The sequence below is a fragment of the Micromonospora sp. NBC_01412 genome (assembly GCF_045040215.1).
Lineage (GTDB): Bacteria > Actinomycetota > Actinomycetes > Mycobacteriales > Micromonosporaceae > Micromonospora > Micromonospora rubida.
Map to the genome: position 1 here is coordinate 7,419,208 of NZ_CP109528.1, position 23,840 is coordinate 7,443,047.

Consider the following 23,840-nt stretch of genomic DNA (forward strand, 5'->3'; position numbering starts at 1 on the left):
AAATCCACCATCGGAACACCCCCAGCAACGAGCGAGGAGTCCGCCGGTGAAGGGGAACGACGAAGCTCCCGCGCAGCCCCGGCCACTGCCGGCGACGCGCCACGACCGACCGGAGGACCGCCTCGCCCTGCACGGCGGCGCGCCGGTCCGCCACACCCCCTGGCCCACGTACGACAAGGGCGCCGTCTTCGTCCATCCCGAGGACGAGGAGGCGGCCTGCCGGGCCGTCCGCAGCCACCTCTACTTCCGCTACGACCACCGGCCGCAGCACGAGACGGAGTGCGGCCGGTTCGAGGACGAACTGTGCCGCTTCTTCGGCACCCGGCACGCCCTCGCGGTGTCCAGCGGCACCGCCGCCCTGGCCCTGGCCCTCATGGCCGCGCGGGTGCCCCCGGGCTCGCTGGTCGCCTGCCCCGGGTTCACCTTCGTCGCCACGCCGAGCGCCATCGTCATGGCCGGGTGCCGGCCTTTCCTGGTCGAGGTGGACCAGGATCTGCGGATGGACATCGACGACCTGCGGCGCCGCTGGGACCCCCGGATCGGCGCGATCCTCGTGGTGCACATGCGCGGCTTCGCCGCCGACGCCGAGGCGCTGGCCCGGTTCGCCACCGAGATGGGGGTGCCGCTGATCGAGGACGCGGTGCCGGCGCTGGGCGCCGAGCTCAACGGCCGCAAGCTCGGCACGTTCGGGGCCGCCGGGGCGTTCAGCACCCAGTCCGACAAGGCGCTCAACAGCGGCGAGGGCGGTTTCCTGGTCACCGACGACCGGGAACTGTACGCCCGCGCGGTGGCGCTGTCCGGGGCGTACGAGGGGCGGTTGCGGCGGCACTTTCCCGACGGCGAGGCGCCGTTGACCGGCCTGGACCTGCCCCTGCTGAGCCTACGGATGGACGAGATCCGGGCCGCGCTGCTGCGCGCCGAGATGGCCCGGCTGCCGGAGCGGCTGCGGCTGTTCCACCGCAACTACGGGTACGTCGCCGCCGCGCTGGCCGACCTGCCGGGCATCGCGATCCGCCGGCCGGTCGCCCCCGGGGCGTACCTCGGTGAGGCGTTCGTGTTCCGGGTGCCCGGCGGCGACGCCGGCTGGTTCGCCCGCGCGCTGTGCCGGGAGGGCGTCGACGCGCGCAACATCGGCGCCGACGACGACCTCAACGTCCGCGCGTTCTGGAACTGGCGGTTCGTGTACGACACCGACGACCTCGACGAGATCCGGGCGATGCTCCCGCACACCGCCGGGTACCTGCGGGAGGCGGTGGACGTGCCACTGTCGTCCAGCCTGACCCTCGACGACTGCGACGACCTGGTGCGGGCGGTCCGCAAGGTGGCCGCCGCCGTGCCCGCCGAGCACCCCGCGCCCGCCGAGCACCCCGTGGCCGCCGGACCCGCGTCGGCCGGGCCGGCGGAGCCGGTGCGCCGATGACGGCCGCCCCGACCCGCGCCGTGCCGCGCCCGGCCCTGGTGGGCATCTTCGGCGGGCTCTTCGCCGGCTACCTCGGCCTCACCGCGGTGCTCCCGGTGCTGCCCGGGTTCCTGCGCGACCGGCACGACGCCGGGGACCTGGTGGTCGGGCTGGTCGTCACGGTGACCGCGGTGACCGCGCTGCTGGTCCGGCCGGTCGCCGGTGCGCTGGCCGACCGGTACGGCCACCGCACCGTGATGCTCACCGGCGCCCTCGTGGTGGCCGGCGGCGGGTTGCTCTACTTCCTGCCGCTCACCGTGCCGGTGCTGGTGGCGGTGCGGCTGCTGCTCGGCGCCGGCGAGGCCGCCCTGTTCACCGCCGGGGCGGTGTGGACGGTGGCGCTGGCCCCGCACCACCGCCGCGGCCAACTCATCGGCCTGTACGGGATGAGCATGTGGGGCGGCATCTCCGCCGGCACCTTCCTCGGCGCCACCCTGCAACAAATCTCCTTCACGGCGGTCTGGGCGCTCGCCGCCGCCGCTCCCCTGCTGGCCGCCGCGCTGGTGGCCATGGTCCCGGTCCAGCCCCGGGACCCCGCCGCCGCACCGGCGAAGGGCGGCGGCGGGCTGCTGCTGCGCCCGGCGCTGTTGCCCGGCACCGCGCTCGCCCTCGGCGCCGCCGGGTACGCCGGCCTGGCCGCGTTCATCGTGCTGCACCTGGACGCGCGCGGGATCGGCTCCGGCGTGGTGGTGCTGAGCTGCTTCAGCGCCGTGTACGCGCTCACCCGCCTGGTCATCGGCCACCTGCCGGACAAGCTCGGCCCGCGCCGGGTGGCGGCCTGGTCGGCGGCCGGCGAGGCGGTCGGCCTGGTGATCATCGCGATGGCCCCGAACCTGCCCGTCGCCGTGGCCGGCGGCGTGGTCACCGGCGTCGGGTTCTCCCTGCTGCACCCGTCGCTGGCGCTGATGGTGATGAACCGGGCCGAACCGGCCCGGCAGGGGGCGGCGATCGGGGCGTACACCTCGTTCTGGGACCTGGGGCTGGCCGTGTGGGGGCCGGTGACCGGCCTGGTCGCGGCGACCCTCGACTACCCCGCCGTGTTCGGCGTCGGCGCGGCCTGCGCCGTCGCGGCGGCGGTGCTGGCGGCGTGGATCGGCCGCCCGGCGGCCGGTCCCGGCGCCACCCGACCCGCAGGACGAGAGACGGAGGCCCGCGCGGCATGAGCGACCTCACCGTCCTGTGCGTCACCGGCTGGTGCCGCAACGGCAGCACCATCATCGGCAACGTGCTCAACGAGGTGCCCGGCTTCTTCCACGTCGGCGAGCTGCACTTCCTGTGGGGGAACTCCACCGGCCGGGGCGTCAACGACCTGTGCGGCTGCGGCGTCCCGCTGACCGCCTGCGACATCTGGTCGCGGGTGCTGCCGGTCGGCCGCCCGGCGGGGATGTCGCCGGACGCGCACGCCGCCGCGGTGATCGGCCGCCAGCGGTCCCGGGTACGCACCCGGCACACCTGGCGGGTGCTGCGCCGGGGCCTGTACGACGACGAGATCCGCGCGCACGCCGACCTGATGGGCGAGGTCTACCGGGCCGCCGCCGAGCGCACCGGAGCGCACACCATCGTGGACACCACGAAGATCCCCGGCGAGGCCGCGCTGCTGCCGTACGTCGCGGGGATCACCCCGTACTACGTGCACCTGGTCCGCGACCCGCGCGCGGTGGCGCACTCCTGGCGGGAGCCGAAGCAGTACGTCTACGCGATGTCGGCGGCGCGCAGCACCGCGTACTGGCACGGGTTCAACCTGGCCTCGGCGGCGATCACCCGGCGCTTTCCCGAGCGGTCGACGCTGCTGCGCTACGAGTCGTTCACCGCCGACCCGGCCGGCACCGTCGACGCGCTGCTGCGGCTCTGCGGGGCCGACCCGGCCGGCAACCCGGTGCGCGGACGGACCGTCGAGCTGCACACGAACCACACGGTGACCGGCAACCCGGACCGGTTCCGCACCGGGGTCACCGTCATCCGGGACCGCGACGACTCCTGGCGGAGCACCCTGTCCCGGGCGGACCGGCTGGCCGCGACGGCCCTGGCCCAGCCGCTGTTCGCCCGGTACGGCTACCGGTCGGAGCCGGCCGGGGCGAACCGGCTGTCACCAACCAACGGATCAGAGAGGTAGGAAGCGTGGATCTGGGGCTGAAGGGACGAGTGGTCCTCGTCGCGGGCGGGTCCAGCGGGATCGGGCTGGCCTGCGCGAAGGAGTTCGCCGCCGAAGGCGCGCACGTGGCGATCTGCGGCCGCGACCCAGACCGGCTCGCCGCCGCCGAGCGGGAGCTGACCGGGGTCGCCGCCGGCCGGGTCAGCGCCACCAGCGTGGACGTCACCGACACCGACGCGGCCCGCCGCTGGGTGGACGGGGTGGCCGCCGACCTCGGCGGGGCGCACGTCCTGCTGGTCAGCGGCGGCAGCCCGCCCATCGGCACGGCGGCGCTGTTCGACGTGGACGACTACCGGGCCGCCGTCGACAAGGTGCTGTTCCCGGCGGTCGGGCTGGCCCTCGCGGCGCTGCCGCACCTGCGCGCCGCCGGCTGGGGGCGGCTGCTCTTCGTCGCCTCGGAGACCGCGAGCGTGCCGATCAGCCCGCTGGTGCTCTCCGGGGTGACCCGGGCCGCCCTGGTCCGCTTCGCCCAGGGCCTCGCCGTCGAGGTGGCCGGCGACGGGATCACCGTCAACGTCCTCGCCCCCGGCAGCGTGCGCACCCCACCGATGGAACGGGCCGCCGCGCGGCTGGCCGGCGACGGCGACGTCGAGGAACGGCTCGCGACCATGGGGCACCACAGCGCGCTGGGCCGGCTGGGCCGCCCCGAGGAGATCGCCGCCATGGCCGCTTTCCTGGCCAGCGAGCGGGCCTCCTTCGTCACCGCGGGCGTGCACCTGCTCGACGGCGGCGCCAGCGTCACCGGCCCGGAGCTGCCACACATGACCGGCGTCCGCAAGGACACCTACGCCTGACCCTTCCCCGGACCGGTGGCGGCGACGCCGGCCGGCGGCACAGCACGAAGGAGTGCGTGATGTCCACGACCAGCCCCACCTTCACCGAGCGGGACGTCTCCGAGTTCTTCGACGAGACCACCCAGACGTACCTCAGCTTCTGGGACAGCGAGGGCGTCCTGCACACCGGCTACTTCGCCGACGACGCCGACACGGACTACCACGGCGCCGCCGACCGGACCTCGGACCTGCTCGCCACCGAGGCGGGCATCGACGCCGGCTCGACGGTGCTGGACGTGGGTTGCGGCTGCGGCAACTTCCTGCTGCGGCTGGCCGGGCAGACCGGCTGCCGGGGTGAGGGCCTGGACCTGAGCATCGAGCGGGTCCGGTTCGCCCAGGCCAAGCTCGCCGAGCGGCCGGCGCCGGGGATCACCTTCCGGCACGGCTCGGCCACCGCCCTGCCGTACGAGCCGGGCAGCTTCAGTCACGTGGTCAGCCAGGACGCGCTCTTCCTGGTGCCGGAGAAGTCGCGCAGCCACGCCGAGATGCACCGGGTGCTCGCCCCCGGCGGGATCCTCGCGATCACCGATTTCCTCCAGCCCACCACTGAGATCGGCGAGGCCGCCCGCCGGCACGTCTACGACCGGGTGCGGTGGAGCGGCGGCTACTCCCTCGACGGGTACGCCGAGGCGCTCACCGACGCCGGCTTCGAGGTGCTGGTCGCCCGCAACCTCGATGAGCACATCCGGCAGACGTACCGGGTGCTCGGCGAGACCGCCCGGGAGCGGGCCGCCAACACCGACGACCCGGCCGCCCGGGAGTGGATCCTCGGCTTCGCCGTGTCCTGCAAGGAGATCCAGGCGGCGATCGACCGGGGCGAGTTCGGTTGGGGGATGTTCGTCGCTCGCAAGCCCGCCGCCGCCCGGTGACCGACGGCCTGCGGCACCCCCCACCGCCCAGTGACCTGACCCGTGCGACACCCCCGCCGCGCGGTACCGACCCGACCCGAAGGTGTGAACCCCCATGCAACGAACCGACGTCATCAAGCGGACGATCGCCGAGGTCGTGGCGGACCGCAAAACGCAGCTGTCGCCGGGGCAGGTGTTCGCCGACGCCTTCGCCAAGGGGGGCTTCGACACCCGCGTCGACTACGACGTCACCATCACCGACTCGCTGACCAGCTCCCGGCGTAAGCCGCGTTACCCGTCGCGGAACGTGCTGAAGGTGGTGGACCTGTCCCGGGATCCGCAGGACTTCTACTGGCACGAGAGCCCGGCCCGCGCGGGCGACCCGGCGGTCGACGGCGCCGACCTGCGCCGGGAGGCGGCCAACCACTTCCACCTCTCCCCCATCCCGCCGCTGTACACCACGAAGGCGTGGGCGCAGGTGCCGGACGGGCTGTGGGACGACCCGACGAGCTTCGCGGAGTTCATCAACTACCGCCTCGTCGTGCGGCTGTGCACCGCCGAGAACGTCACCATCCTGCGCGGCGAGGGCGGGCTGCTGACCATGCCGGACATCTCCCGGATCACCGACCCGGGCCCATTCGGTTCCACCATCCTCTCCGCCTGCAACGAGGTGGAGCAGAACGGCAGCACCGCAGACGGGCTGATCATCAACCCGGCGGACTACTACCGGCTGCTCGGCTCCGGCACCCTGATGCGCGACATCGAGGAGAACGGGGTCTTCATCGTCCGGACCCGGCTGGTCGACCCGGGCACCGCGATCGTCGGCGACTTCGGCCACGGGGCGCTGCTCCTCGACGCGGGCCGCTCGATGATCTCCTTCGCCGAGCCGCCGCCCGGCACGTTCGCCGAGCCGGGGGTGGCGCTGACCGCCGAAATCTACGAGCGGGTGGTGCTCAACCTGCCCACCTGCTTCTACATCGTGAGCGTGTAGGGCCCGGCGATGTCGACGACGCCCGCGCCACGCCCGCCCGGCGACGACCCCGACGTGGTGGTCGTCGGCGCGGGCATCGTCGGCCTCTTCTGCGCCTGGTTCCTGGCCCGGGACGGTCACCGGGTCACCGTCGTCGACCGGGGTGAGGTCGGCGACCCGGCGGCCTGCTCCTCTGGCAACACCGGCTTCGTCGGCACCCAGGGCTCCGCGCCGCTCGCGGAGCCCGGCGTGCCGGCCAAGGGGCTGCGCTACCTGCTGAACCCGGAGAGCCCGTTCCACATCCGGCCCCGCTGGGACCCGGCCCTGCTCGCCTGGCTCTGGCACTTCCGCCGGCTCTGCACCGAGACCGACGCCCGGGCCGCCTTCGACATCCTGCTGTCGCTCAAGCAGCGCAGCCTGGCCATCCTGCACGAGGTGTGCGCGGCGGGCCCGCTCGCCGACACCCTCACCGCCCAGGGCATGCTGCTGGCCTGCAAGACCCCGGAGGGCTTCGACCAGGCCCGCCGCTCGGTGCCGGCGGCCGTCGCCCGGGGGGTGCCGCTGCGGGTGCTCGAACCCGGCGAGCTGGCCCGCCTCGAACCGGACGTCGAGTTCGACGTGGCCGGCGCGCTGCTCAACGCCGAGGGCGCCGCGCTGCGCATCCCGGCGTTCCTCGTCGAGTTCGCCCGGATGCTGCGGAAGATGGGCGTGGACATCCGCACCCGCACCGAGGTCCTCGACTTCGAGGTGGCCGGCGACCGGGTCCGGGCCGTGCGTACCAGCCGGGGGGACCTGCGCCCGGCCGAGGTGGTCATCGCCGCCGGGATCTGGTCCGTGGCCTGTGCCCGCAAGCTCGGCCTCGACCTGATGCTCCAGCCGGCGAAGGGCTACGCGGTGACCGTCGCCGCCCCGGAGACTCCGCCCCGGCTGCCGATCCTGCTCAGCGAGGGCAAGGTCGCCGTCATGCCGCTCGGTGACCGGCTGCGCCTCGCCGGCACCCTGGAGCTGACCGGGATGGACACCTCCGTCTCACCTCGCCGGGTCGACGGCATCGTGCGCACCGTCCGGTCGTACCTGCCGGGGCTGGACACCGACCGGCGGGTGCAGGTGTGGAGCGGGTTGCGCCCCTGCACCCCGGACAGCCTGCCGCTGCTCGGCCGCGCCGGGGCGTACCGCAACGTCTGTGTCGCCGCCGGGCACGGCCACATCGGGATGGGCCTGGCGCCGGCCGGCGGGCGGCTGATCGCCCAGCTCGTCGGCGGCGTCCGCCCGGAGCTGGACCTGTCACCCTTCGCCGTGGACCGCTGGCGGCGCCGCCGCCCGACCCCTGGGAGTACGCGATGACCGCCGCGCCGATCGGGATCCTCTGCCTGAACACCTCGTTCGAGAAGGTCCCCGGGCACATCCGCAACCCGACCACCTTCGACTTCCCGGTGATCTACCGGGTGATCGAGGGGGCGACGCCGCAGCGGCTGGTCCGGGAGGCCGACCCGACCCTGCTGGAGCCGGTGGTCGCGGCGGCGAAGGAACTGCAGGCCGCCGGGGCCGCCGGGATCACCGGCGCGTGCGGCTTCCTGGTGCTCTTCCAGGCCGAACTGGCCGCCGCCCTCTCGGTGTCGATCTGGGCGTCCAGCCTGGTCCAGCTCCCGATGGTGTACCGGATGGTCGGGCGGCCGGTCGGGCTGCTGGTCGCCGACGAGGCCGCGCTGACCCCGCGCCACCTCGCCGCGATCGGCGCCGAGTCGGTGCCGGTGCGGGTCACCGGCATGGCCGACCAGCCGGAGTTCCGCGAGGTGATGATGGAGGGCCGCCGCGACGACCTCGACACGGACCGGCTCGAACGGGAGGTGCTCGACCGGGTCGACCGGCTCGCCGAGGCCCACCCGGACCTCGGCGCGCTGGTCATCGAGTGCACCGATCTGGTGCCGTACGCGCACGCGATCCAGGCCCGGCTGGGGCTGCCGGTCTTCGACATCGTCACGCTCACGAACATGGTGCACGCCACCCTCACCCGCCACCCATACCCCCGCCACCCCTGACCCGCCCCCACCCCCCACCCCGCACCCCGCACCCCGCACCCGCGCGCTCTTTCACGGAAAGAGTGGTCATTCCGGCCGGGATAGCCACTCTTTCCGTGAAAGAGCGGGAGAGCGAGCGCCGGGGGCGGGCGCACGGGCGGGGACGGGGGGTCAGGGACGGCGGGCGTACGGGGCCATGGGGTTGGCCAGGGTGCCGGCGAACTGGAGCGCCGCCGACGGGTCGGACAGGTCCACCATCTGCTCGTTGTTGCGCAGCTGGAGCCGGTTGAGGCAGGAGTGCGTGAACTCCGGGGCGAACAGGTCGTAGCGGCGCAGCCGGTCGGCCAGGTGCGGGACGCGGTCGGCGTAGTCGCACGCGCAGTCCGCGACCGCCCGCCAGAACTCCTCCTCGGTGAGCAGCCCCGCGTCGGTGAACACCACGTTGAGGTGGCGCAGGAAGCAGGAGAACACGTCGGTGAAGATCGACAGCAGCTTCTCGTCGTCGGGGATGTCGGCCCTGATCCGCCGGACCGCTTCGGGCAGGTCGGCGTCCGGGTCCATCACCACGATCTCCTCGGCGATGTCCTTGAAGATCGCCCGCTGCACCGCCCCGTCGCGCAGCACCAGGATGACGTTCTCGCCGTGCGGCATGAACGCCAGGTCGTACGCGTAGAGGGAGTGCAGCAGCGGGACGAGGTACGCGTCGAGGTACCGGCGCAGCCAGGCCCCCGCCGGCAGGCCCGACTCGGCGACCAGCGCGGCGGCGAACGACCCGCCGGCCGAGTCGACGTGCAGCAGCGACGCCATGGTGGCCAGCCGCCGCCCCGGCTCCAGGCCGGGGACGGGGCTCTCCCGCCACAGCGCCGCCAGCATCTTCCGGTACGGGGAGTACCGGTCGGTGGCCGCCTCGAACCGGCGGTTGCGGTACCCGATCGCGGCCCGCTCCCGGATGATCGTCAGCCCGGTGGCCCGGAGCACCTCGTCGCGGTCGATCAGGTCGGCGAGCCAGTCGTTGATGGCCGGGGTGGCCTCCATGTACGCCGCCGACAGCCCCCGGATGAAGCCCATGTTCAGCACGGACAGCGCGGTCTTGACGTAGTGCCGTTCGGGGTGGGTGACGTTGAAGAAGGTGCGCACGGACTGTTGGGGAAGGTACTCGTCCGGGCCGGGGCCGACCAGGACGAGGCGGCGCTCGGCCACGTCGGCGGCGAACGTGACGGCGATCCGGTTCCACCACTGCCACGGGTGCACGGGGATGAACAGGTAGTCGGTCGGGTCGAGGCCGAGCCCGGTCAGCGTGGCGGCGAAGCCGGCCAGCGTGTCCTCGCCCAGCTCGTCGCGCAGCAGGGCGTCGGCATCGGTGTCGGTGGAGCAGGTGAAGGTGGTGTGGTCGCGGTGCGCGGCCAGCCAGAGCAGCCGCACCGGCCGCCCGACCTCGGGGGCGTACCGGTGGTACTCGTCGATGCCGAAGCCGATCCGGCCGTTGTTGGCGACGAAGCCCGGGTGGCCCTCGGTCATCCGGGTCTCGATGGTCTGGAAGTCGGCGCGGGCCAGCTCGGCGGCACCGATCTCCGGCCGGTCCAGCTTGTACGCCCACCCGGCCAGGGTGGAGGTGATCTCCTCCAGGTACACGGGCAGTACCCGGTCGGTGAGGCCGAGGGCACCGCGCAGCTCCACGCACAGGTCGAGGGCGTCCAGCGGCAGCTCCGCGCCGTCGCGGCGACGGGTGATGCTGTCGGCGTCGATCTGCCAGTGGTCGAGGGCGAGCCGACGGGCGGCGAACCGGTAGGTCACCGTGCCGTCGTCACTGGTCACCTCGTACTCCCCCGGCTCACCGGGGGCGGCGGGGCCGACGGGCTCGGGGGTGAGCAGCCGCTCGTGGGAGAACTCGGCGAGCGCCTTGCGGACCAGCAGCCGGTTGGCCCGCGCCCAGGTGTCGGGGGTGAGGTGGGCGACGGAGTCCTGGGGGTCCACGGTGGTCGGTCCTTCGCTGCTGGTCGGGGCGGGGCCGGTGGCGGCGGTGAACTGGGCGCGGGTGCAGAAGCTGAGCAGGGCCGGCTTGGCGGGCAGGGCAAGGGTTCCGGCGGGGACGAAGCCGACGGCGGCGTTCAGCGCGTGCACGGCGGTGTTGCGCACGTCCGGCTCGACCACCACCCGGCGGTGCGCCGGGTCGGCGAACAGCCAGTCCATGACGGTGGTGATGACGGCCCGGGTGAAGCCGGAGACCGGGGCGTCGGCGGGCGCGCAGAGGAAGTGCATGCCGACGTCGCCGGGGCGGGCCGGGTAGCGGCCGGCCAGCTCGACCCGCGCCGGGTCGTACCGCTCGACGAGGAAGGCCGGCTCGCCCCGCCACAGCCCGATGAACGCGTCGTGGTGCTCCTCGGCGGCGATGCGCGCGTACTCGGCGGCGACCCCGGCCACGTCGGCGTCGGCCATCAGCCAGAACGCGGCCTTCGGGTGGGTCACCCAGGAGTGCAGCAGCGCGGCGTCGGCGACCGGGTCGAGGGTACGCAGGGCGAAGTCGCCCAACCGGGGGTCGGTGCGGGTGTGCACGACCTCGGTCACGCCTCCACCCCCGCCGGCACGCCGAACTCCTGGAACGCGATCCGCCGCTCGACCGGGTAGTGCTCGCGGCCGAGCAGCTCACGGATGATCACGGCGTTGCGGTACGGGCCCATGCCCAGGTCGGGCGAGGTGACGCTGTGGGTGTGGGTGCCGGCGTTCTGGAGGAACACCCGGCCGGCGTGGTCGACGCTGTAGTCGCGGCCCACGTCGAACCGGCCGTGGGTGTCGAAGCGCAGCAGGTGGCGCACCGGGTCGAGGAAGTCCGGCACCGCGTAGCGGTACCCGGTGGCCAGCACCAGGCCCCCGGTGGCCAGGGAGAACTCCCCCTCCTGCTCGACGTTACGCAGCCCGAGGGTGTACTCGCCGGCGGCCGGGTCGTGTCGGGCGCGGGTCACCTCGGTGTTGGTGAGCAGCCGGGTGTCCACCGGCCCGTGCACGCTCTTGGCGTAGAGCAGGTCGTAGATCTCGTTGATCAGGTCGGCGTCGATGCCCTTGAACAGCCCTTTCTGCTCGGCCTCCAGCCGGTAGCGGGTGGGCTCGGGCAGGGCGTGGAAGTAGTCGACGTAATCGGGGGAGGTCATCTCCAGGGTGAGCTTGGTGTATTCCAGGGGGAAGAACCGGGGCGAGCGGGTGACCCAGTTCAGCCGGTAGCCGTACGTGTCGATGTCGCCGAGCAGGTCGTGGTAGATCTCGGCGGCGCTCTGCCCGGAGCCGACCACGGTGACGCTGTTCTTCTCCCGCAGGGCGGCCCGGTTCTCCAGGTACACCGAGGAGTGCACCACGTCGCCGTCGAGCCCGGCGCAGGCGGCCGGGACGTGCGGCGGGGTGCCGGTGCCGAGCACCAGGTGCCGGGCCCGGTGGGTGACGGTCTCCCCGCTGGCGGTGACGGTCACGTGCACGGTGAACAGGTCGTCGGCCTCGTCGTGGGTGACGGCGGTGACCCGGTGGCCGAAGCGCACCCCGGCCAGCTTCGCCGCCGCCCACCGGCAGTACGCGTTGTACTCGCTGCGCAGCGGGTGGAACCGCTCGCGGATGTAGAACTGGTACAGCCGCCCGGACTCCTTGAGCCAGTTGAGGAAGGAGTACGGCGAGGTGGGGTCGGCGAGGGTGACCAGGTCGGCCAGGAACGGGGTCTGCAACCGGACGGCCTCCAGCAGCATCCCGGGATGCCAGTCGAAGGAGTCCCGGGCCTCCAGGAACAGGCAGTCCAGGTCGGTCAGCGGCTCGGCGAGGCAGGCCAGGCCCAGGTTGTACGGGCCGAGCCCGACGGCGATGACGTCGTGGGTGGACATGGGTTCGCTTTCTGCGCGGGGGCGGGGGGTGGGCACGTTCGCGGTCAGCCGACCGGGCAGGGGATGCCGGCGGTGGCCCGCTCGTGCACGTACCGGCCGGCGTATCCGGCGATGAGGTCGACGACGTGCGCCACGTCGTCCAGCGTGGTCTCGGGGTTGAGCAGGGTGAACTTCAGGTACTGCCGGCCGTCGACCTTGGTGCCGGCGACGACGGCCGCGCCGGAGGCGGCGAGGGCCCGGCGGGCGTACCGGTTGGCGTCGTCGGCCAGCGCGTCCGCCGGCCCGGTGGGCAGGTAGCGGAACACCACGGTGCTCAACGCGGACCGGGTGACCACCTCGAAGCGGGGGTCGCCGGCGAGCAGCCGCCACGCCCCGTCGGCCCGGTCGATCACCTCGTCGAAGAGCGAGCCGACCGCGTCGGGGCCCATCATCCGCAGGGTGAGCCAGAGCTTCAGCGCGTCGAACCGGCGGGTGGTCTGGAGGCTCTTGTCGACCTGGTTGGGCAGTTGCTCCCCCGTCGCCCGGGGGGCCGGGTTGAGGTAGTCGGCGTGGTAGGTGGCGTGCCGCAGCGCCTCGCCGTCGCGGACCAGCAGGGCGCTGGAGGAGACCGGCTGGAAGAAGGACTTGTGGTAGTCGACGGTCACCGAGTCGGCGCGTTCGATGCCGGCGAGCAGGTGCCGCCGGGTGGGCGAGACCAGCAGCCCGCAGCCGTACGCGGCGTCGACGTGCAGCCGGACCCCGGCGGCGGCGCACCGGTCGGCGATGGCGTCGAGGGGGTCGATGGAGCCGAAGTCGGTGGTGCCGGCGGTGGCGACGACCGCCATCACGGTGAGCCCGTCGGCGTGGCAGCGGGCCAGCTCCGCGCGCAGGGCGTCGGGGCACATCCGGCGGTCGGCGTCGGTGGGCAGGGCGATCACGGCGTCGGCGTCGAGGCCGAGCAGGGTGGCCGCCTTCTGCACGCTGAAGTGGCCGGCGCCGGAGGCGATCACCCGCAGCCGGGGTAGCAGCTCACGGCGGGGTGTCGCGCTGCGGGCGCACGCCTCCTCCCGGGCCAGCAGCAGGGCCTGGAGGTTGGACTGGGTGCCGCCGCTGGTGAACACGCCGTCGGCGGCGGGGCCGAGGCCGATCCGCTGGGCCGTCCAGTCGATCAGGCGGCGCTCGATGAGGGTGCCGCCGGCGCTCTGGTCCCAGGTGTCCAGGGAGGAGTTCACGGCGGTGAGCACGGCCTCGCCGAGCAGCGCGGGGATCACCACCGGGCAGTTGAGGTGGGCCAGGTAGCGGGGGTGGTGAAAGTAGACCGCGTCGCGCAGGTACACGTCCTCCAGCTCGTCGAGGGCGGCGGCCGGGTCGGCGAGCGGGCGGTCCAGGTCGACGGCGGCGACGGTCGGCGCGAGCGCGGCGGGGGTGACGCCGGTGAACGGGCGATCGGTGCGGGCGATCCGGGCGCTGACCCGGTCGATCCCCTCGGCCAGCACCCGCCGGTACTGCTCGGCGGTGCCGTTGGTCAACAGGTGGGCGCGGGGGCCCGCCGGAGTGCCGGGGGCGGGCGGCGCGTCCGGAGCGGGACGACCCGGGATGCTCATGCGGTTCCTCGACGGTCGGTGGGACTCGGGGCCGGCGGTGCTGCGGGGGCGGCCGGCGATCCCGGCGGGCGGGGCGCCCGGGGCCACGGTCGGGCGGCCGGTGACCCCGGCGGGCGGGGCACTCGGCACCACGGTCAGGCCGCCGCGGCGGCGAGGGCCTCGCCGCGCAGGGCGTCCTCGGACGCGCCGCGCCGCCAGTAGCCGGAGAAGGTCACCCGGCGGCGGTCGGTGTCGCGTTCCTGCACGAGGTGGCGGCGCAGGCCACGGACCGTGGCGGACTCCCCGGCGAGCCACGCGTACGGGACGACACCGGGCAGCCGGGCCGCGCGGACGGCGTCGCGCAGCAGGCCGGAGCCGGGCGGGGTGGTGCCCCGGACCAGCCAGGTCACCTCGACCCCGGGCGGGGCGGGCAGGTCCTGGATGTCGGCGACGTGCGGGACCTCGATCCAGGCGCGGGCGCGGGCCCCGGCGGGCAGCCACTCCAGGATGGCGCCGACGGCCGGCAGCGCGGTCTCGTCGGCGGCGAGCAGTATCCAGTCGGCGTCGGCGGGCGGCCGGAAGCAGACGGCGCGGTTGTCCGCGCCGGTCGGGCCGAGCAGCAGCACCTGGTCGCCGGGGCGGGCCCGGCCGGCCCACCGGGAGGCGGGGCCGGTGTCGCCATGGCCGACGAAGTCGATGTCCACCTCGCCGGCCTCGGGGCGCTGGGCGCGGACGGTGTACGAGCGCATCACCGCACGGACGGCCGGGTCGAGGGCCCGCCACCGCCCGTACCAGTCGTCACCGGCGTCGACCGGCACCACGGGGGCGCTCTGGCCGGGGTGGGGCAGGAAGAGGTTGACGCTCTGGTCGCGCCCGCCACCGGCGAAGGCGGTGAGCTGCGGGCCGCCGAGGGTGATCCGGGTCATGGTCGGGCCGAGGGGGTGGGCGCGCACGACCTGTGCCTCGTAGAACCGGAACCGGGTGGCGACCGGGTCGAGGGTGGCGCGGGCCAACTCAGCTCACCTTCTTGGCGGAGGCGATCGCCTTGGCGAGGTTCTCCAGCAGCGGGGCCGCGCCGGCGTACGAGAAGCGCGGCACGGCGTCCCACGGGGTGATCTGGTTGGCCTTGACCGCCGGGAGCTGGGCCCAGGTGGGCTTCTTGGCCATGTCGGCCGGCTGCATGGCGGTGGCGCGGTTGTCCAGCAGGATCAGGTCGGCCGGGAACTTTCCGGCGTTCTCCCAGCTCAGGGCCTCGAAGTAGTCGCCCTGCTCCAGCTTGGTCGGCACCACGATGTCGACGCCCAGCTCGGCGAAGTACATCAGGTCGGTGCTGACCTTCGGGTTGGAGGCGTAGAACAGGTCGGGGCTGCCGGACGCCGCGAGCACCTTGATGCCGGGGTTGGCCTTGACCGCCTGCCGGACGGACTCGGCGGCGGCCTCGAACCGGGCCTTGGCGTCGGTGACCTTCTTCGCCTTCAGGTCGGCGCCGAGGGACGCGGCCAGCTCGGCGTACCGCTCGATCGGGCGGTTCATCGGCACCCGGGCGGTCTTGATCGCGACGGTGGGGGCCAGGCCGAGGATCTTGTCGCGGCTCTCGTCGGGGACGTACCAGAAGGCGCCCGGGTCGTACATGTGGGTGACCAGCAGGTCGGGGTTGAGCGCGGCGTACTTCTCGATGCTGAACTCGCCCCAGACGTTGCCGAGCACGGCCACCTTGGCCACGTCGAGGTCGCCGGCCTGCGGCTCCTTCGACCCGTCGGCGCGGGTGGTCTCGCCGAAGACCCCGACGAGCTGCGCGTCGAGTCCGAAGTCGACGAGGGCGGCGGCGACGCCGGTGAAGGCGACGACGCGCTTCGGGGTGGCGTCCCGGGTGACCTTCTCGGGCCGGTCGTCGGTGAACGACCAGGGGCCGCTGCCGGCGGCCGGCGAGGAGGCTTCGTCGTCCTTGCCGCCGCAGCCGCCGAGCAGCGCGCCGAGGGCGAGGGCGCCGCCGGCGGAGAGCAGGCCGCGGCGGGTCAGACGCGGGCGGGACACTGGTACGGACATGACAGCTTCTTTCACTCCGGGGTGGCCTGATGACCAAGTGCGAGGTTAAGTTACCCTAACCTAAGTGCTTGTCAATAGCGTCGCCGGTCGATCCCCGCCCACACAGGAGCTTGCACTGTCCGTCATCGACTCGTCGCCGACCGCCCCCGCTCCGCCGGCGACGCTCCCACCCCCGCCGCCCCGCCGCGGCCGGCCGGCGGCCCGCCTGACCGGGCTGCTGGTCGCGTTCCTGCTGCTGGCGGCCGTGGCCGCGGTCAGCCTCGCGGTCGGCGCGAAGCAGCTCACCCTCGCCGAGGCCTGGCAGGGGCTGTGGGACTCCGACTCCCCCGCGCACGTCGTGGTGCGGCAGATGCGGCTGCCGCGCACCCTGCTCGGCCTGCTCGCCGGCGCGGCGCTCGGGGTGGCCGGCGCGGTCATGCAGGCGGTCACCCGCAACCCCCTCGCCGACCCCGGGCTGCTCGGCATCAATGCCGGCGCGTCGGCGGCCGTGGCCACCGCCGCCGCGTTCCTCGGCGTCACCGGCGTCGACGGGTACGTCTGGTTCGCCCTGGCCGGCGCGGCGGCCGTCACCGCCCTCGTGTACGCCGTCGGCGGCGGCCGGGGCGCCACCCCGGCCCGGCTGGCCCTCGCGGGGGCGGCGCTCAACGCGGCCCTCTACTCGTACGTCAGCGCGGTGATGCTGCTCGACTCGGCCTCGCTGGAGAAGATGCGGTTCTGGACCGTCGGCTCGCTGGCCAGCGCCGACCTGGCGACCGTGGTCCGGGTGCTGCCGTTCGCGGCGGTCGGCCTGGTGATCGCCCTCGCGACGGCCCGGCCGCTCAACGCCCTCGCGCTCGGCGACGACCAGGCGCGGGCCCTGGGCGCCCGGCCCGCCGTGATCCGGGCGGCCGTCGTCGTGGCGGTGACCCTGCTCTGCGGCGCCGCGACGGCCGCCTGCGGGCCACTCGTCTTCGTCGGGCTGCTCGTGCCGCACCTGGTCCGCGCCCTGACCGGGCCGGACCTGCGCTGGCTGCTGCCGGCCTGCGCGCTGCTGGCCCCGGTGCTGCTGCTCGGCGCCGACGTGGCCGGCCGGGTGCTCGGCCGCCCCGGCGAGATCCAGGTGGGCATCATGACCGCCGTGCTCGGCGGCCCGCTCTTCCTGCACCTGGTCACCCGGACCCGGGCGGTGCGGTCATGACCGTCGTGCGGGTACGTCACTGGTCGGTGCGGTTCCGGGCCCGGGCCCTGCTCGTCGGCCTCGGCTGCGCGCTGGCCGCGCTGGCCCTGGGCGTGCTGTCGGTCGGCGGCGGCGACTACCCGATGAGCCCCGCCGACGTGCTGCGCACCCTCACCGGGGGCGGCACCCCGGCCGAGGACTTCATCATCGGCGAGCTGCGGCTGCCCCGGCTGGTCACCGCCATGCTGGTCGGGGCCGCGCTGGCGCTGGGCGGCGCGGTGTTGCAGGCCCTCGTGCGCAACCCGCTCGGCAGCCCCGACATCCTCGGCGTCACCCAGGGCGCGGCCACCGGCGCACTCGTCGTGGTGGTGGTCGGCGGCAGCACCCTCGCCCTGGCCGGCGCGGCCGTGGTCGGCGGCCTGGCCACCGGCCTGCTGCTGTGGGCGGTGGCCTGGGCGCGCGGCGCGCACGGCCACCGGCTGATCCTCGCCGGCATCGGCGTCGCCGCGATCCTCACCGGCGTCAACGGCTGGCTGCTGACCCGCGCGCAGCTCATGGACGCCGCCCGCGCCGTGCTCTGGCTCACCGGCAGCCTCGACGGGCGCGGCTGGGCGCAGGCCGTCCCGCTCGCCGTCACCCTGGCGGTGCTGGTCCCGGTGGTGCTGTTCGGCTGCGGGCCGGCGCTGCGGATGACCGAGCTGGGCGACGACACCTCCGCCGCGCTCGGCGTGCCGGTGCGGGGTCTGCGCACGGTGCTGCTGGTCGCGGCGGTGCTGCTGGTCTCCGTCGCCGCCTCCGCGGCCGGGCCGGTCAACTTCGTCGCGCTCACCGCGCCGCACCTGACCCGCCGGCTGACCCGCGCACCCGGGCCGAACCTGGCCGCCGCCATGGCGCTCGGCGCGGCGATGCTGGTCGCCGCCGACCTGGTCGCCCAGCGCGCCTTCACCGGGCACCAGCTCCCCGTCGGCGTGGTCACCGGCGCGCTCGGCGGCGGCTACCTGGTGTGGCTGCTGGCCACCGAACGCAAGGCGGGCCGGCTGTGACCGGCGACCTGGAGACTGGAGCACCCCTGATGCAGCCCGGCACCCCACGGCTCAGCGGCGACGGCCTGACCCTCGCGTACGACAAGCGGACCATCACCGAAGGGCTCAGCGTCGCCGTCCCCGACCGGTCGTTCACCGTCGTCATCGGGCCGAACGCCTGCGGCAAGTCCACCCTGCTGCGCGCCCTGGCCCGGATGCTCCGGCCGGCCGCCGGCACGGTGCTGCTCGACGGACGGGACATCCACGCCCAACCGGCCCGCAAGGTCGCCCGCACCCTCGGGCTGCTGCCGCAGTCGTCCACCGCCCCCGACGGCATCACGGTCGCCGAGCTGGTGGCCCGGGGCCGGTACCCGCACCAGGGGCTGCTGCGGCAGTGGTCCCGCGACGACGAGCGGGTGGTCGACGAGTCGATGGCCGCCACCGGCGTGGCCGACCTCGCCGACCGGCTGGTCGACGAGCTGTCCGGCGGGCAGCGGCAGCGGGTGTGGATCGCCATGGCCCTGGCCCAGCAGACCGAGCTGCTGCTGCTCGACGAGCCGACCACGTTCCTCGACATCGCCCACCAGGTCGAGGTGCTCGACCTGTGCGCGACCCTGCACGAGGAGCAGGGGCGCACGCTGGTCGCGGTGCTGCACGACCTCAACCAGGCCGCCCGGTACGCCAGTCACCTCATCGCGATGCGCGACGGTGCCGTGGTGGCCGCCGGGGCGCCCCGGGAGATTGTCACCGCCGAGCTGGTGGAGCGGGTGTTCGGGCTGCCCTGCCGGGTCATCGACGACCCAGAGACGGGCGGGCCGCTGGTCGTCCCCGCCGCCCGGCGTCCGGCGGCGGTACGCCGCTGAGCAGTCACCGGTCGTCGCCCGCGGCGCCGCTCCACGCCCCCGGGCGAAGATGTGCGAATACCAACGCCTTGTCAGGCTGGCTGATGTCTCCGACCACCGCGTCGTCAGTTCGCGTGCCCGGCGGTGAATGTGGGGCGATTCCGGCTGGATACGGTTCGCGACGAGCCCGGGAGGGCATGTGGGGTGACTCTGGCTTCAGCTCGGCCGGCCGAAACCTGATGCTGGAGGCTTCGGGCAAGTCACTTCCCGGGCCCGCAGCCAACCAGGCTGAAGCACTACACTCCCCCGCCACCATTTGGCACAGAAGGGTGCCTGCTCAGTCTGGCGAACCACAGGTAGGCGGCGACAAATAACATCAGAGTCAACGATATGCCCAGAGAAGCGGCGGCCGTGATGGTCGAAATTCTCGGATCTTTGAACAGGATGACGAATATGTATATTTGAAAGCCCGCGAGAGCGGCGGTGCCTGCCCAAGCGTCGACCATTCTCATCGCCTGATGTAAGCGGTCAACTCCAGGATGCTCATTCACATCGAGACGTATTGGGCTGGCATGAGTCGACATCGGGCCTCTCCATGGGCTGAGCAGAGGTATCAGCCCGGAGGCCTGCCAGCTCGGTAGGTGCTTACCGACCACCTCGTGGAAGATGCGGCGATAGAAGATGGAGAGTCGCAGGACGGTGACGGCGCGAAGAACCATCAGCATCATGGCGACTGGGATAATGAGCCTCAGGGGTGAGATGTCATGGATTTTCATTCCCAGCAGTTCGGCTTCCAGGAGCTTGCTGTGCGTTAGGACGATGAATAGAGCTCCGAGGCCGGCCCCACGTAATACTGCTCGGCTGGCGTCTCGCCCCTGGTCTTCCTGAATCTGCAAGAGGCGCGACAAGAAGAAGCGTAGATCATCTTTGTCAACGTCATCACCCTCAAGGAGCTTTGCCGCCCGCTGCTCAATCGAAAGTTCATCCACAGACATGCATGTTATCGGGTACGGGCAACGGTAGGGTGCAGCGCGCGCCTGCGATCTAGGCTGCGTTCCGCACCACGTAACCGTAGGCACCCTTGGACTGGCCGCCGTCACCAATCAACGCACCAACGATCATCCGTCAGACCATCCGCTCATCGGCTACTTATGTACTGGTGCTACGACCGCAGCCCGGCCAGGCTTGGTCGAGGTGACCGGCGGGGTAGCTCTCTCATCGGCTGCCCACCGCGAGTTGGTGTGGCTCACTCATGGCATGCGTCCTGCCGGTCACCGTGGCGCGGAGAGGCTCAAGAGGGGTCTGCCCAGCTCGAAGTAGCGCTGCCCTCCTCGCCGGTTTCAGCCCGGTTTGATCGAGGAGGACGAGCGTGGGACGCGTCATCATCGGCATGGATCCGCACAAGCGGTCCGCGACTATCGAGATCATCAACGACCGTGAGCAGATCCTTGCCCAAGGTCGATTCGCCACCGACCGTGACGGCTACCAGGCGATGCTCAAGTTCGGCCGACAGAACAAGGACCGTGTCTGGGCGGTCGAGGGCTGCAACGGTATCGGCCGGCACATCGCTCAACGCCTCGTGGCTGATGGCGAGACTGTGATCGACGTTCCGGCGAAGCTGTCCGCGCGGGCTCGGGTCTTCGATACCGGTCAGGGTCGCAAGACCGACCCGGTCGACGCCCACAGCGTGGCCGTCGCGGCTTTACGGGCCAAGGGCCTGCGGGAGGTGGCCGTCGACGACGTGACGATTGCGCTGCGGCTGCTGGTCGACCGTCGCGATGGTCTTGGTCATGCCCGCACGGACCTACTCAACCGGATTCACAAGTTGCTCTTGGAACTGGTGCCCGGCGGGGCGAAGACGTTCCTGTCCGCCCCGCAAGCCCGGGCACTACTCAACACGGTCCGACCCCGTGACCTGGTCGGGTCCACCCGCCGGCGGCTCACGTCGGAACTCATCACCGAGCTGGCCCAGGTCGACAAGAAGATCAAGGCCGCGAACAAGGAGCTCACCGAACTCGTCGCCGCCACCGGCAGTGGTCTGCAGGACCTCAACGGCATCGGCCCGTCCGGCGCGGCCCGACTCATCGGCGACGTCGGTGACGTCAGCCGGTTCGCGACCCGTGGCCACTTCGCCTCCTGGAACGGCACCGCACCTCTGGACGCCTCGTCCGGCGACCAGAAACGTCACCGACTGTCCCGCGCCGGGAACCGGCGCATCAACCGGGTCCTGCACATCATGGCCATCGTCCAGATGCGGCACGACACCGAAGGTCGTGCGTACTACCGGCGCAAACTCGCCGCGGGCAAGACCCCGATGGAAGCCATACGCTGCCTGAAACGACGCCTGTCCGACGTCGTCTACAAGCAGATGATCAAAGATGCCACATCGGTGTGGACGGGTCCGGGAGGACACCTGGGGGCGACTCTTCAATCCAGCGCGGCCGACCCAATCCCCAAGGTCGACACTTCGGAACAGTCACTTCCCGGACCCGCCGAACCCCAGCCTAGAACACCATTCCTCGCCGCCTCTTGACACAGAGGGGTGCCATGACAGCGCTCTCGACTGGCCGCCGCCGGGCGGGGGCATTGGGAGCAAATTGGGAGCAGCGGGGCGCTCCCAATCGGCGCTGAATGGCGTTCAACCCGCGTGAGCTGCTCCGATCCCCGAACCCTGCGCCCTCCGGCGCGACTCCCAGCTGGAACCCAGCAGCGCGAGCCTTGACGCCGCCCGCCCGCCGCGTTCTATAGTCCTACGAGACTAGAGGAATGCGGGAGACATGATCGAGTTTCATCTGGACGGTCGCTCCGGCGTCGCGCCCTACATGCAGCTGATCCGGCAGGTGCGCCACGCCCTGCGCCTCGGACTGCTGCGCGAGGGTGACCGACTCCCGACGATCAAGGACGTGGTCGCCTCCGTCGCGATCAACCCGAATACGGTGCTCAAGGCCTACCGGGAGCTTGAGTACGAGGGCCTGGTAACCGCCCGCCCCGGTGTCGGCACCTTCGTGGCCCGCACGCTCAACGACGAGGCCGCCGCGGTCGAGCCGCTGCGCGAGGAACTGCGGGCCTGGCTGCGCCGGGCGCAGGCGGCCGGGCTCGACGCGGAGAGCATCGAGGCGTTGTTCGCAACCACCTTCCGCTCCCAGTTTCAGGAGTCCGCATGACCGACCCGGTGTTGCAGGCCGACGGCCTGACCAAGCGCTACGGGCGCCGCGTGGCGTTGGCCGACTGCACCGTCGACGTGCCGCCCGGCCGGGTCGTCGGGCTGGTCGGCCCGAACGGCGCCGGCAAGACCACCCTGCTCCAACTCACGGTGGGCATGCTCACGCCCACCGCCGGACGGATCACCGTGCTGGGCGGCCGCCCCGGCGACGGACCGGGCCAACTGGCGAAGGTCGGCTTCGTGGCGCAGGACGCGCCCACCTACGCCGGCCTCTCCATCGCCGACCACCTGCGCTTCGGCGCCCGCACCAACCCGCGGTGGGACCAGGCGCTGGCGGATGAGCGAATCGCCCAGCTCGGCCTGGACCCGGCGCAGAAGGCGGGCCGACTCTCCGGTGGCCAGCGCGCCCAGTTGGCGCTGACCATGGCCGTAGCGAAGCGTCCCGAGCTGCTGATCCTGGACGAGCCGGTGGCCAGCCTCGACCCGATCGCCCGGCGAGAGTTCCTGCGCGGCCTGATGGCACACGCCGCCGAGCACGGCAGCAGCGTGATCCTCTCCTCTCACCTGGTGTCCGACCTGGAGCGGGTCTGCGACTACCTGATCGTGCTGACCGCGTCCCGGGTCCGCGTCGCCGGCGACATCGAGGAGCTGATGGGCAGCCACTACCGGCTGACCGGCGCCCGCCGGAACGCCGCGGACCTGCCCGCCGGCGCCGAGATGATCGAGCACAGCTTCACCGAACGGCAGTCCACGTTCATCGTGCGCAGTGTCGTGCCGATCGAGGACACCTCGCTGACCGTCGAACAGCTCACCCTCGAAGACGTGGTCCTGGCCTATCTGTCGCGCTCCGTCGAGGCGCACCGGCCCGAGTTGGAGATCTCCCGATGATCTGGTTCACCTGGCGCCAGTTCCGCACCCCGGCTGCTGTCGCCGCGGTCGCTCTGGCCGTTCTCGCCGCCGTGCTGCTGGTCAGCGCCAACACCATCACCGACCTGTACGCGGGCGTAGCCGCCTGCCAGGGCGACTGCGGCAACGCCATCGAGGCCTTCCTCACCCGGTTCGACAACAGCGCCGGCGGCACGATCTACTACGTCACGCTGGCGATCATGTACGCCGCACCACCGCTGATCGGCATCTTCTGGGGCGCGCCGCTGGTCGCCCGCGAGATCGAGGCCGGCACCCACCGACTGGCCTGGAACCAGTCGATCACCCGGTCCCGCTGGCTCGCCACCAAGCTCGGCCTGGTCGGTGCCGCCACCGCCGCCACGACCGGCCTGCTGAGCTGGGCGGTCACCGCCTGGGCGAGCCGGGTCGACAGCGCTGCGGCGGACCGGATCACGCCGCTGGTGTTCGGCGCCCGCGGCATCGTGCCGGTCGGGTACGCGCTGTTCGCCTTCACCCTCGGCGTCACCGTCGGGATGCTGATCCGCCGCACAGTCCCGGCGATGGCCGGCACGCTGGCGGTCTACACCGCCGCGGTGGCCGCGATGCCGCTGTGGCTGCGTACCCACCTGGCGCCGGCCCGGCACGAGACGCCGCCACTGGACATGGACAACCTGGACGAGCTGATGATCGACCGGAGCCGCAATATGGTGATCGAGCCGAACGACGTGACCAACGCCTGGACGATCACCAACCGCCCGATCACCCCGAGCGGCCAGGTCTTCACCGGGCCGTCCGACCCGGCCCGGTGCAGCCCCGACGCGCCGCACGGTTCGTGCGCCGACTGGGTCGGCACGCTCGGCCTGCGCCAGGACGTCGTCTACCACCCGGACAGCCAGTACTGGACGCTGCAGCTGGCCGAGACCGCCGTCTTCGTGGCCCTCGCCGCCGCGCTGGCGATCGTCAGCTTCTGGTGGCTCCGCCGCCGGCTGTCCTGACCGAGGGATCGGGTCGCACCGTCCTGACCGGG

Annotated in this window: 21 protein-coding genes; 15 read left to right on the forward strand and 6 right to left on the reverse strand. The window is 72.8% G+C overall.

The genetic code is table 11. From position 1 onward, the window contains the following. Positions 1-46 precede the first annotated feature (46 nt). From OG617_RS32250 to OG617_RS32285, 8 genes are all read left to right on the forward strand, one after another. Positions 47-1,420, forward strand: a complete 1,374-nt coding sequence (locus OG617_RS32250; RefSeq protein WP_405096652.1) for a DegT/DnrJ/EryC1/StrS family aminotransferase — start codon at positions 47-49, stop codon at positions 1,418-1,420. Continuing rightward, complete coding sequence (locus OG617_RS32255; RefSeq protein WP_405096653.1) at positions 1,417-2,622, forward strand: MFS transporter; 1,206 nt, start codon at positions 1,417-1,419, stop codon at positions 2,620-2,622. The genes OG617_RS32250 and OG617_RS32255 overlap by 4 nt, the downstream gene beginning before the upstream one ends. After that, positions 2,619-3,572, forward strand: coding sequence for a sulfotransferase (locus tag OG617_RS32260; protein WP_405096654.1), 954 nt, complete (start codon positions 2,619-2,621; stop codon positions 3,570-3,572). Before OG617_RS32255 ends, OG617_RS32260 begins: the two co-directional genes overlap by 4 nt. A gap of 5 nt (positions 3,573-3,577) precedes the next feature. Next, complete coding sequence (locus OG617_RS32265) at positions 3,578-4,405, forward strand: SDR family NAD(P)-dependent oxidoreductase (RefSeq protein ID WP_405096656.1); 828 nt, start codon at positions 3,578-3,580, stop codon at positions 4,403-4,405. A gap of 59 nt (positions 4,406-4,464) precedes the next feature. Next, positions 4,465-5,313 carry an SAM-dependent methyltransferase gene (locus tag OG617_RS32270; RefSeq protein ID WP_405096658.1) on the forward strand — a complete coding sequence of 283 codons (849 nt, stop codon included), beginning with the start codon at positions 4,465-4,467 and terminating at the stop codon, positions 5,311-5,313. Positions 5,314-5,407: 94 nt separating this feature from the next. Continuing rightward, entirely contained in the window at positions 5,408-6,283 is an 876-nt protein-coding gene (locus OG617_RS32275) for a family 3 encapsulin nanocompartment shell protein (RefSeq protein ID WP_405096660.1), read from the forward strand. A 9-nt stretch (positions 6,284-6,292) separates the two neighbouring features. Next, positions 6,293-7,606 carry an NAD(P)/FAD-dependent oxidoreductase gene (locus tag OG617_RS32280; RefSeq protein WP_405096662.1) on the forward strand — a complete coding sequence of 438 codons (1,314 nt, stop codon included), beginning with the start codon at positions 6,293-6,295 and terminating at the stop codon, positions 7,604-7,606. Further along, the gene (locus OG617_RS32285; protein WP_405096664.1) at positions 7,603-8,301 is read left to right on the forward strand and encodes an aspartate/glutamate racemase family protein; all 699 of its coding nucleotides are present in this window, start codon (positions 7,603-7,605) and stop codon (positions 8,299-8,301) included. Before OG617_RS32280 ends, OG617_RS32285 begins: the two co-directional genes overlap by 4 nt. Positions 8,302-8,451: 150 nt before the next feature. Here the strand turns inward: OG617_RS32285 and OG617_RS32290 are convergent, their stop codons facing one another. The 5 genes from OG617_RS32290 to OG617_RS32310 form a co-directional block, all read right to left on the reverse strand. Then, a complete protein-coding gene (locus tag OG617_RS32290; RefSeq protein ID WP_405096666.1) occupies positions 8,452-10,845 on the reverse strand; it encodes a GNAT family N-acetyltransferase in 2,394 nt (797 codons plus the stop codon). Further along, the gene (locus OG617_RS32295; RefSeq protein WP_405096668.1) at positions 10,842-12,137 is read right to left on the reverse strand and encodes a lysine N(6)-hydroxylase/L-ornithine N(5)-oxygenase family protein; all 1,296 of its coding nucleotides are present in this window, start codon (positions 12,135-12,137) and stop codon (positions 10,842-10,844) included. The genes OG617_RS32290 and OG617_RS32295 overlap by 4 nt, the downstream gene beginning before the upstream one ends. A 44-nt stretch (positions 12,138-12,181) precedes the next feature. Further along, positions 12,182-13,720, reverse strand: coding sequence for a pyridoxal phosphate-dependent decarboxylase family protein (locus OG617_RS32300; protein ID WP_405096670.1), 1,539 nt, complete (start codon positions 13,718-13,720; stop codon positions 12,182-12,184). A 134-nt stretch (positions 13,721-13,854) separates the two neighbouring features. Further along, positions 13,855-14,712 (reverse strand): siderophore-interacting protein, encoded by an 858-nt coding sequence (locus tag OG617_RS32305; protein WP_405096672.1) that lies wholly within the window; start codon positions 14,710-14,712, stop codon positions 13,855-13,857. Between the two features lies 1 nt (position 14,713). Beyond that, a complete protein-coding gene (locus OG617_RS32310) occupies positions 14,714-15,745 on the reverse strand; it encodes an ABC transporter substrate-binding protein (protein ID WP_405096674.1) in 1,032 nt (343 codons plus the stop codon). Positions 15,746-15,809: 64 nt separating this feature from the next. Here OG617_RS32310 and OG617_RS32315 point away from each other — a divergent pair, with 64 nt between their 5' ends. Genes OG617_RS32315 through OG617_RS32325 form a run of 3 tightly spaced genes read left to right on the forward strand, consistent with a single transcriptional unit; the run spans position 15,810 to position 18,786 of the window. Next, positions 15,810-16,922, forward strand: coding sequence for a FecCD family ABC transporter permease (locus OG617_RS32315; RefSeq protein WP_405096676.1), 1,113 nt, complete (start codon positions 15,810-15,812; stop codon positions 16,920-16,922). Further along, positions 16,919-17,944 carry a FecCD family ABC transporter permease gene (locus OG617_RS32320; protein ID WP_396680677.1) on the forward strand — a complete coding sequence of 342 codons (1,026 nt, stop codon included), beginning with the start codon at positions 16,919-16,921 and terminating at the stop codon, positions 17,942-17,944. Before OG617_RS32315 ends, OG617_RS32320 begins: the two co-directional genes overlap by 4 nt. A 29-nt stretch (positions 17,945-17,973) precedes the next feature. After that, complete coding sequence (locus tag OG617_RS32325; protein WP_405104034.1) at positions 17,974-18,786, forward strand: ABC transporter ATP-binding protein; 813 nt, start codon at positions 17,974-17,976, stop codon at positions 18,784-18,786. A gap of 275 nt (positions 18,787-19,061) precedes the next feature. Here OG617_RS32325 and OG617_RS32330 read toward each other — a convergent pair whose 3' ends face one another. Then, the gene (locus OG617_RS32330) at positions 19,062-19,754 is read right to left on the reverse strand and encodes a hypothetical protein (RefSeq protein WP_405096678.1); all 693 of its coding nucleotides are present in this window, start codon (positions 19,752-19,754) and stop codon (positions 19,062-19,064) included. A 380-nt stretch (positions 19,755-20,134) separates the two neighbouring features. On the opposite strand from OG617_RS32330, the gene OG617_RS32335 reads away from it, so the two are divergent. The 4 genes from OG617_RS32335 (at position 20,135) to OG617_RS32350 (ending at position 23,808) form a co-directional block, all read left to right on the forward strand. Next, the gene (locus tag OG617_RS32335; RefSeq protein ID WP_405096680.1) at positions 20,135-21,298 is read left to right on the forward strand and encodes an IS110 family transposase; all 1,164 of its coding nucleotides are present in this window, start codon (positions 20,135-20,137) and stop codon (positions 21,296-21,298) included. Between the two features lie 244 nt (positions 21,299-21,542). After that, positions 21,543-21,929: a GntR family transcriptional regulator gene (locus tag OG617_RS32340; RefSeq protein ID WP_405096682.1), complete on the forward strand. Its 387-nt coding sequence runs from the start codon at positions 21,543-21,545 to the stop codon at positions 21,927-21,929. Continuing rightward, positions 21,926-22,816: an ABC transporter ATP-binding protein gene (locus OG617_RS32345; RefSeq protein WP_405096684.1), complete on the forward strand. Its 891-nt coding sequence runs from the start codon at positions 21,926-21,928 to the stop codon at positions 22,814-22,816. Before OG617_RS32340 ends, OG617_RS32345 begins: the two co-directional genes overlap by 4 nt. After that, positions 22,813-23,808, forward strand: a complete 996-nt coding sequence (locus tag OG617_RS32350; protein WP_405096686.1) for an ABC transporter permease subunit — start codon at positions 22,813-22,815, stop codon at positions 23,806-23,808. The genes OG617_RS32345 and OG617_RS32350 overlap by 4 nt, the downstream gene beginning before the upstream one ends. Positions 23,809-23,840: the final 32 nt, after the last annotated feature.

Excerpts from the sequence above, each read along its gene's own strand:
- OG617_RS32255 (WP_405096653.1), top strand. The coding sequence starts at position 1,417 with ATGACGGCCGCCCCGACCCGCGCCGTGCCGCGCCCGGCCCTGGTGGGC.
- OG617_RS32285 (WP_405096664.1), top strand. The coding sequence starts at position 7,603 with ATGACCGCCGCGCCGATCGGGATCCTCTGCCTGAACACCTCGTTCGAG.
- OG617_RS32320 (WP_396680677.1), top strand. The coding sequence starts at position 16,919 with ATGACCGTCGTGCGGGTACGTCACTGGTCGGTGCGGTTCCGGGCCCGG.
- OG617_RS32260 (WP_405096654.1), top strand. The coding sequence starts at position 2,619 with ATGAGCGACCTCACCGTCCTGTGCGTCACCGGCTGGTGCCGCAACGGC.
- OG617_RS32345 (WP_405096684.1), top strand. The coding sequence starts at position 21,926 with ATGACCGACCCGGTGTTGCAGGCCGACGGCCTGACCAAGCGCTACGGG.
- OG617_RS32350 (WP_405096686.1), top strand. The coding sequence starts at position 22,813 with ATGATCTGGTTCACCTGGCGCCAGTTCCGCACCCCGGCTGCTGTCGCC.
- OG617_RS32310 (WP_405096674.1), bottom strand. The coding sequence starts at position 15,745 with ATGTCCGTACCAGTGTCCCGCCCGCGTCTGACCCGCCGCGGCCTGCTC.
- OG617_RS32280 (WP_405096662.1), top strand. The coding sequence starts at position 6,293 with ATGTCGACGACGCCCGCGCCACGCCCGCCCGGCGACGACCCCGACGTG.
- OG617_RS32270 (WP_405096658.1), top strand. The coding sequence starts at position 4,465 with ATGTCCACGACCAGCCCCACCTTCACCGAGCGGGACGTCTCCGAGTTC.
- OG617_RS32275 (WP_405096660.1), top strand. The coding sequence starts at position 5,408 with ATGCAACGAACCGACGTCATCAAGCGGACGATCGCCGAGGTCGTGGCG.
- OG617_RS32295 (WP_405096668.1), bottom strand. The coding sequence starts at position 12,137 with ATGTCCACCCACGACGTCATCGCCGTCGGGCTCGGCCCGTACAACCTG.
- OG617_RS32300 (WP_405096670.1), bottom strand. The coding sequence starts at position 13,720 with ATGAGCATCCCGGGTCGTCCCGCTCCGGACGCGCCGCCCGCCCCCGGC.
- OG617_RS32325 (WP_405104034.1), top strand. The coding sequence starts at position 17,974 with ATGCAGCCCGGCACCCCACGGCTCAGCGGCGACGGCCTGACCCTCGCG.
- OG617_RS32340 (WP_405096682.1), top strand. The coding sequence starts at position 21,543 with ATGATCGAGTTTCATCTGGACGGTCGCTCCGGCGTCGCGCCCTACATG.